Raw genomic sequence first — 4,441 nt, forward strand, 5'->3', positions numbered from 1 at the left:
CGCTGGGTAGCCATGTGCGGAGCGGATAACCGCTGAAAGCATCTAAGTGGGAAGCCCACCTCAAGATGAGTGCTCTCATGGAATTAATCCAGTAAGGTCACAGGAAGATTACCTGTTAATAGGCGCTAGGTGGAAGTCCAGCAATGGATGCAGCCGAGGCGTGCTAACCGACCGAGGGCTTGACCTCATTACCTAACACAATTGTTGCTATGCAGTCTTGAAGGCTCTGTTGCCTTAAACAAGCTTTCCTGGTGCCAACAGCGCGATGGACCCACACCGACTCCATCCCGAACTCGGAGGTGAAACATTGCTGCGGCGAAGATACTCTCGGGGGTAGCCCCAGGGGAAAATAGCTCGGTGCCAGGTCTTCTCTTCTTACTAGCGAGCCTCTTTCCCCCTGGAGGAACGAGGCTTTTTGATATAGGGCCGAGATTCCTGCCCTGCGCAGAATCACACGGATCAGTTACAGAGCGCCCTCGAGTAGCAATGGAGTTAAACTCAGCAGAGCACAAGCAAGAAAGCCCACGTCTTTTTTTCGTGAGATGAATTGCAAGCGGCTTTAGCCGTGTCAATTGATCAGTTTCTTTCATTAACAACTACGAGCAATCCATCGCGTAGGGCTTCGTATACTTGATTAACTAAATCCTCTTGTTGATAACTCAGGAAGCCCTCAAAGCACAGTGATATTAACCAACGCTGCTCGTTGAGGGTAATTTCTCCAGAGGCAAGAATTTCCTCCAGGGTCTGCTCGATGTTGTCTTGCTTTAGAGTAGCTTGGGCTGACATCATCAGAGAAATGGGTTTGAAACCCCGTGCTTCTAGCACGGCTTTACAGTAAGATATCGGGTTAAAATAGAAATGGTCACTGACCCACCCGCGACGATGGAGACATAAACCCTAACACCAAAGTTTGCGAGGCTTCGCAACGGGGAAGAAAAATCGGTAGACCGGGAAAAGAAGATGGGGCAATGGTGGACATCCCTTGAATCAACCAGATACAAAAAGAAATTATGAATGAATTTCGATACATAAGAACCGCAGGGCTTGCGAGGATAGTCTGTGGAGCGAACATAAGACCAAATCTCTCTTCGTGAGTGGAGGCAGTTGCATTGAAGCAGAAACCTAAATCGCGAGGTTTAGGAATCACCGCCCTAAAAGTGCGGTGAGGATGTCAAGCTATGCAGAACATCAACACTTTTAATATCCGAGATTCAGCCGTTGCGCCCAGTGATTGAAAAGCCAACTCGCCAGTGATCGTTGCCGTTTTTGTGAGTAATACAAGTCACCTACATCACGCTCTGTAGGGCAAGTCAATCGTTCTCAACAGCCTACCTCAACTCTATCTGAGGATGAAACCATCCTGACACATCGCTATCTCGGTAGATACCGAGCACTGCTATCCGTCGGTCTGGCGTGGAGATAACGTCCAGTCGTTTGCAGATTAGAGTGTCCTAGAGTTGCCTGGACTAAATGAATCGGCGCTCCTCTCTCAAGAGAGTGCGAGGCGTGAGCGTGTCTCAGCCAGTGTGGGCTAACATTCACCTGAATTCCGGCTTTTTTTGCCACCCTAGTCACTAAATCGTTAATATCAGAGCGATTCAGCTTTTGACCGGAGTGAAGCGACCTAAACACTGGCTCATTAAGCGGTGCTTTGCCTCTAAGTGCCATTAGAGCACTCCAGAGTTGAGGAGTCAGCAGCACGACGCGGGTCTTATTCCCCTTACCAAGGATTCGCACCTGTCCTGCATCATCACGCGGCTGTAGGTTCCGCCAGGTCAACGCGATTAGTTCTGATACCCGACATCCGGATTCGTAGAGGAACCGGAGCAGCGTGCGATCGCGTCCTGGATTGGCGGCGTCAATCAGCCGCAGCACTTGAGACTCACAGAGAATTCGCTCGGCTAGAGAGTCGTCCAGCTTGGGAAGTTTGAACGCCGCACCAGCGTTTAGGGGCAGGTAGCCAATCATGACGCCATAACTCAGCAGCGATTTGACGGCGCTCAACTTGCGGTTGACAGTAGCGGGTGCGCGTCCTTGCTGCGTCAGAGCGTCACAGTAGAGCATCAGGTCATTGAGGACAACCCGATAAAGTGGCTTATCCTCAACAAACCACCGGAATTCTTCTGCATCTCTGCGGTAGGCATCGACGGTATTGGGGGTTTTATCGTGTAGCCACAGGTCAATCAGTTCGGCGTCGCTGTTGCAATCAGCGACTCCTAAGCGAGGAGTCTGAACAACTTGAGAAATTCGCGATAACATTAGCAGCCCATTCCTTCAGGACGATTCAATCCCGATGCCCCAATCCTGGGTGATGAAATCGATTGTACCGTAACATAACCATCATTATGTCAGAGGGCAGTGGCATACATTCATTGGCTTTAATCGGAAGTTCCCCAGCTCTTGAAACTTCTGATTAGATGTACTCAGCCAGGTTTTTCAAGTATTTCTCTTGATTTTCCAAGTTATTTCATGAGGAAGATGGGAGAGATTAGCTCAACTCGGTAATCTATAGTTGTCAACCAAAGAGAAAAAGTTTTGAAGTAAAAAATCATCAAAATTCTGTTTTTACTATGTAGTTTTTGGAGGAGACAAAAATGAGTCTACTTCAGTCGCTCTTCCGAACTGTAATGGCTCTTGTTTTAATTTTAGTCCTCACAACAACGGCTGCCTGTAGCAGTGCGGTTCAAGCCAGACAACCAACCACCAATCTCCCGACAATTAGTCGTAACGGGGATTATACCCAACTAGAACGCGGTAACACCTCTGCCGGACAAGATTTCGGAGGCTGGGTTGTCAAGACGGCTCATGGACTGATTCAAGATGCCTATGTGCGTGACAACAACAAGTTAGGTGTTGTGATTGCGCCTCAAGTTCGTCCCACTGAAGTGAAGCCTTTAGCTAAATCTTTAGTACAAGGATTTCACAAGAATTTTCCTAATCAAGACTTAAAAGTTTTGATGTACGCCCCTGATAAAAAACTGATTTTGACGGCTCAGTATGACGAGCAGTCAAAGCAAATTGAATACAAGTAACTCCTGACGAGTGAGGGCGCTCTTGTCTACCAAGGACGGAGTGAATAAGCGTCAGCTAAGCCTTCAAAAGCTTAAGACTTAATTTCCCCTTGCCTGCGTTGGAGGAAGAAAAGGAGATAAATCAAGTGACTAGCAGTGAACAATACAAGCGTCAAATTATGAGCGATTTGGCTCAAGGGAATACGGAACCCCTAGCCGACGCTCCGACGAATTCGGCGCAAGAATACGAAAACTTTGATGATTTTGCCCAACGTTCATCCCAGGACGAACGCCGCCAATTATTCAGTCGCTCGTTGCATCCCTCGCGCATTCCCGCCAGCCAAATGGAGCCGGAACTGCTCCATGCGATCGCTCAAATCAAGCCAAATGAACGAGATGATGTGGCTCGTGCGTTTTTCAAGCACTTACATCAAAGAGGGCTGAGTGAGCGTACCCTTGAGCAACAGTTGGGTCTTTCTACCCATCACCCCAATCGCATGAGTGCGGATGATGTCAGCAAACTCGCGTCATTCACTTATCACAACCACCCTGACGTTTTCCAAGCCGTGTTAGCTGAACAACCAGGCATTATGAAGTTTCTCAGTAATCCCCTGGTAGGTGCGATTATGGGAGCGGTGGCCGCTAAGTGGATGGGCCGTCACCACTAGTAAGTTCTCTTTTTTGTTGCGCCCGCTTTCCCTAAACACTCCGACCCGCTTGCTCGTCAGTCGATTTTTGGGTCGGAGTGTCGTCCTCAAGTGGCTCGCTACATGTTGTGGCTTGCCAACATAATGGCTCCGGCTCCCTTGGGTGTTTTGATGGCAAATAAATGTTCGGCTATTAGCGCCATTGATTTTAGCGATTAACTGATTAGTTGACTAAGTACATATACTCTCCTACTCTTGTAACAGAATATTAAAGAATCTAAGGAACAGTAAATGGCAACTTACAAGGTAAGGTTGGTCAACGAAGCTGAAGGCATCGACACCACGATTGAAGTTCCCGACGACGAGTACATTCTCGACGCGGCGGAAGAGCAAGGGATTGATTTACCCTATTCCTGTCGTGCAGGTTCTTGCTCGAGCTGCACTGGCAAAATTACGGCGGGTGAGGTTGACCAGTCCGATCAGAACTTCCTAGACGATGACCAAATTAATGCTGGGTTTGTGCTGACCTGTGTTGCCTATCCTGTGTCTGATTGCACCATCGTTACCCACCAAGAGGAAGCAATCCTTTAAATAGGATTTTTAGCTTGAAAACAACGAAACCGCTTTGGCTACTAGCTCCAAAGCGGTTTCATTTTTGTGGTTTGTCGTTTGGGGGGTTCCCCGTCGTCTTCTCGCTCAAAAGCCCTCACTAGCTTTTTGTTGCAGTTGTTCATACAACTATCGGGAAAGAGGCTTTCTTTTTAGATCTGTACTTCAATCACT

General features: G+C 48.1%; 5 protein-coding genes and 2 rRNA genes. 5 read left to right on the forward strand and 2 right to left on the reverse strand.

What is annotated here, in order from left to right; genetic code table 11:
- Nucleotides 1-187: ribosomal RNA gene (locus tag V6C93_RS28255) — 23S ribosomal RNA — on the forward strand; the annotation flags it as partial.
- A 60-nt stretch (nucleotides 188-247) separates the two neighbouring features.
- Nucleotides 248-366 (forward strand): 5S ribosomal RNA (rrf, locus tag V6C93_RS28260).
- Nucleotides 367-576: 210 nt separating this feature from the next.
- Here rrf and V6C93_RS28265 read toward each other — a convergent pair.
- Together V6C93_RS28265 and V6C93_RS28270 are read right to left on the reverse strand one after the other, a co-directional pair.
- The gene (locus V6C93_RS28265) at nucleotides 577-825 is read right to left on the reverse strand and encodes a hypothetical protein (protein WP_333480005.1); all 249 of its coding nucleotides are present in this window, start codon (nucleotides 823-825) and stop codon (nucleotides 577-579) included.
- A gap of 546 nt (nucleotides 826-1,371) precedes the next feature.
- Nucleotides 1,372-2,259: a tyrosine-type recombinase/integrase gene (locus V6C93_RS28270; protein ID WP_333480006.1), complete on the reverse strand. Its 888-nt coding sequence runs from the start codon at nucleotides 2,257-2,259 to the stop codon at nucleotides 1,372-1,374.
- Nucleotides 2,260-2,594: 335 nt separating this feature from the next.
- Here V6C93_RS28270 and V6C93_RS28275 point away from each other — a divergent pair, with 335 nt between their 5' ends.
- The 3 genes from V6C93_RS28275 (at nucleotide 2,595) to V6C93_RS28285 (ending at nucleotide 4,249) form a co-directional block, all read left to right on the forward strand.
- Entirely contained in the window at nucleotides 2,595-3,032 is a 438-nt protein-coding gene (locus V6C93_RS28275) for a hypothetical protein (protein WP_333480007.1), read from the forward strand.
- Between the two features lie 125 nt (nucleotides 3,033-3,157).
- Entirely contained in the window at nucleotides 3,158-3,679 is a 522-nt protein-coding gene (locus tag V6C93_RS28280) for a hypothetical protein (RefSeq protein ID WP_333480008.1), read from the forward strand.
- A gap of 270 nt (nucleotides 3,680-3,949) precedes the next feature.
- Nucleotides 3,950-4,249 carry a ferredoxin gene (locus V6C93_RS28285; RefSeq protein ID WP_333480009.1) on the forward strand — a complete coding sequence of 100 codons (300 nt, stop codon included), beginning with the start codon at nucleotides 3,950-3,952 and terminating at the stop codon, nucleotides 4,247-4,249.
- Nucleotides 4,250-4,441 lie beyond the last annotated feature (192 nt).

Source organism: Allocoleopsis sp. (assembly GCF_036703385.1).
In the GTDB taxonomy this organism is placed as follows: Bacteria; Cyanobacteriota; Cyanobacteriia; order Cyanobacteriales; family Coleofasciculaceae; genus Allocoleopsis.